This is a genomic window from Kitasatospora sp. NPDC056138, assembly GCF_042264695.1.
Taxonomy (GTDB): Bacteria; Actinomycetota; Actinomycetes; order Streptomycetales; family Streptomycetaceae; genus Kitasatospora.
Window position 1 is genome coordinate 1 of record NZ_JBHJVK010000155.1, and the last position, 2,556, is coordinate 2,556.

2 protein-coding genes are annotated in these 2,556 nt (G+C 69.7%); one reads left to right on the forward strand and one right to left on the reverse strand.

Annotation, left to right across the window (positions count from 1 at the left end; genetic code table 11):
* Positions 1-361: 361 nt before the first annotated feature.
* A complete protein-coding gene (gene tyrS, locus ACFC1R_RS38680; RefSeq protein WP_375946408.1) occupies positions 362-1,627 on the reverse strand; it encodes a tyrosine--tRNA ligase in 1,266 nt (421 codons plus the stop codon).
* A 289-nt stretch (positions 1,628-1,916) separates the two neighbouring features.
* On the opposite strand from tyrS, the gene ACFC1R_RS38685 reads away from it, so the two are divergent.
* Positions 1,917-2,432, forward strand: a complete 516-nt coding sequence (locus ACFC1R_RS38685; protein ID WP_375946409.1) for an HNH endonuclease — start codon at positions 1,917-1,919, stop codon at positions 2,430-2,432.
* Positions 2,433-2,556: the final 124 nt, after the last annotated feature.

A 2,556-nucleotide genomic window follows, 5' to 3' on the forward strand; every position in this document is an offset into this window, starting at 1 on the left:
GACGCTTCCTTCAGGCCGCCTTCCAGCGGGCCCTCCGGGCGCTTCGTTCTTTCGTGTTTCCAGCTTATCAGATGTTTTCCGCTCCGTTTTCCGGACCGAATTTCATCGGATTTGCTTTCGCCTTTCGGCGCTCCCGAACTCTAGCAGATCTATTCAGCCGCATTTCCTGCTCGATCGGAATCGAAAAGGGTTCGCGGCGAATCGCTCGCTGGAGAAGGGGTCCGCCCGAATCAGGCGACTCGTTCCACGTTAGGGCACCGCCCATCGAGAGTCAAACCTGAAGGGGCCGGATCTGGCTCGATCCGGCCCCTTCCACCCGAAGAGGCTGCTCACCCCGGGTCTGTTTTGCGCCAGCGGGACGTCAGCTGGACTTGAGCTCGACGGCGGCGAGGTTGCGCTTGCCCCGGCGCAGCACCAGCCACCGGCCGTGCAGCAGGTCCGAGTCGGCCGGGGCGGCCTCCTCGTCGGTGACCTTGGCGTTGTTGAGGTACGCGCCGCCCTCCTTGATGGTGCGGCGGGCGGCCGAGCGGCTCGGGGCCAGGCCGGCCTCGACCAGGAGGTCGACGATCGGGAGCAGCTCGGCGACCGTGGCCTTGGGGACCTCGGCCAGAGCGGCGGCGAGGGTCGCGGGCTCCAGATCGGCGAGGTCGCCCTGGCCGAAAAGCGCCTTGGAGGCCGCGACCGCGCGCTGGTACTGCTCCGCTCCGTGGACGAGCGTGGTGAGCTCCTCGGCGAGGGCGCGCTGCGCGAGGCGGGCAGCGGGACGCTCGGCGGTCTCGCGCTCCAGCTCCTCGATCTCCTCCCTCGTGCGGAAGGAGAAGATGCGCAGGAAGTTGGAGACGTCCCGGTCGTCCGCGTTCAGCCAGAACTGGTAGAAGGCGTACGGGGTGGTGAGCTCCGGGTCCAGCCAGACCGTCCCGGACTCGGTCTTGCCGAACTTGGTGCCGTCGGCCTTGACGATCAGCGGGGTGGCGAGGGCGTGCACGGACCTGCCCTCGGCCTTGCGGATCAGGTCGGTGCCGGCCGTGAGGTTGCCCCACTGGTCGCTGCCGCCGGTCTGCAGGGCGCAGCCGTAGCGGCGGTTCAGCTCCAGGTAGTCCATGCCCTGGAGGATCTGGTAGCTGAACTCGGTGTAGCTGATGCCCGCGTCGGAGTTCAGCCGGCGCGCGACCGCCTCCTTGGCGATCATGTTGTTGACGCGGAAGTACTTGCCCACGTCGCGCAGCAGACTGATCGCCGACATCTCGGAGGTCCAGTCCAGGTTGTTGACCATGCGGGCCGCGTACTCGCCCTCGAAGTCGAGGAAGCGGGAGATCTGGCCGCGCAGGCGGTCGACCCAGCCGGCCACCACCTCGGGGTCGTTGAGGACGCGCTCCGCCGTCGGCTTGGGGTCTCCGATCAGACCGGTGGCGCCGCCGACCAGGCCGAGCGGCAGGTTTCCGGCCTGCTGGATGCGGCGCATGGTGAGGATCTGCACCAGGTTGCCGAGGTGGAGGCTGGGGGCCGTCGGGTCGAAGCCGCAATAGAACGTGACCGGGCCGTCCGCGAACGCCTTGCGCAGTGCGTCCTCGTCGGTGGACAGGGCGATCAGCCCACGCCACCGCAGCTCGTCGACGATGTCCGTCACGGTCACGCTTCTCCTTCGATCGGGCACCCAGGCGTGTGCGGGTGGGCCGTTCCGTCGGGCCCTCTGCCTGGACGACTCCAGCGTTCTAGAGGGTACGCGTTCCCGGCCAGCGGATTTCAGCCCAGTCGTCCGGCTGCTGCGGCTGTGCCGTCGAAATTCCGTTGTTCGGGCGGGCCGGGCGCGTTCAAAGTGGTGCCGACGCCACTGCCGCCGGGGAACGGGTGGCCGACAGGCATGGGACGGGACGGCCGGGCCGTCGGGCGCGGTCGGGACAGGGAGGGTGGCCGGAATGCGCAACACGCTGGTACTGAACGCGAGCTATGAACCCCTGACGACGGTGTCGCTCAAGCGTGCCGTGGTGCTGGTCCTCCAGGACAAGGCCGTGGTCGAGCACGCGCATCCGCTGGGCGTGGTCCGCGGGACCGGCGTGTCCGTACCGGTGCCCCGGGTGATCCGCCTGCGCCGGTACGTCAGGGTGCCGTTCCGACAACGGGCCCCGTGGTCACGGCGCGGGGTGCTGATACGCGACCAGCACATGTGTGCGTACTGCGGGCGGCGGGCCAGCACGGTCGACCACCTGGTGCCGAGGTCGCGCGGTGGTGCGGACAGCTGGCTGAACACCGTGGCGGCATGTGCGGAGGACAACCAGCGCAAGGCCGACCGGACGCCCGAACAGGCCGGGATGAGGCTCCTCCGGCGACCGTTCGAGCCGACGCCTCAGGCCAGTCTGATGATGGCGCTGGGCCTGCGCGGCGGTGAGGAGGGCGAGTTCGCGCCCTGGCTTCCGGCTGCCGCTGCGGCCTGACCCGCCCGCCGGGCTGCCGGTGGTCCGATCCGATCTCGTGGGGGGACGGATCGGCCCACCGGGCCGACGGGCACCGACCGAACCCGGGGGTCCGCGTGGCGGTCTCGCGCGGTGCGCGCGAGGC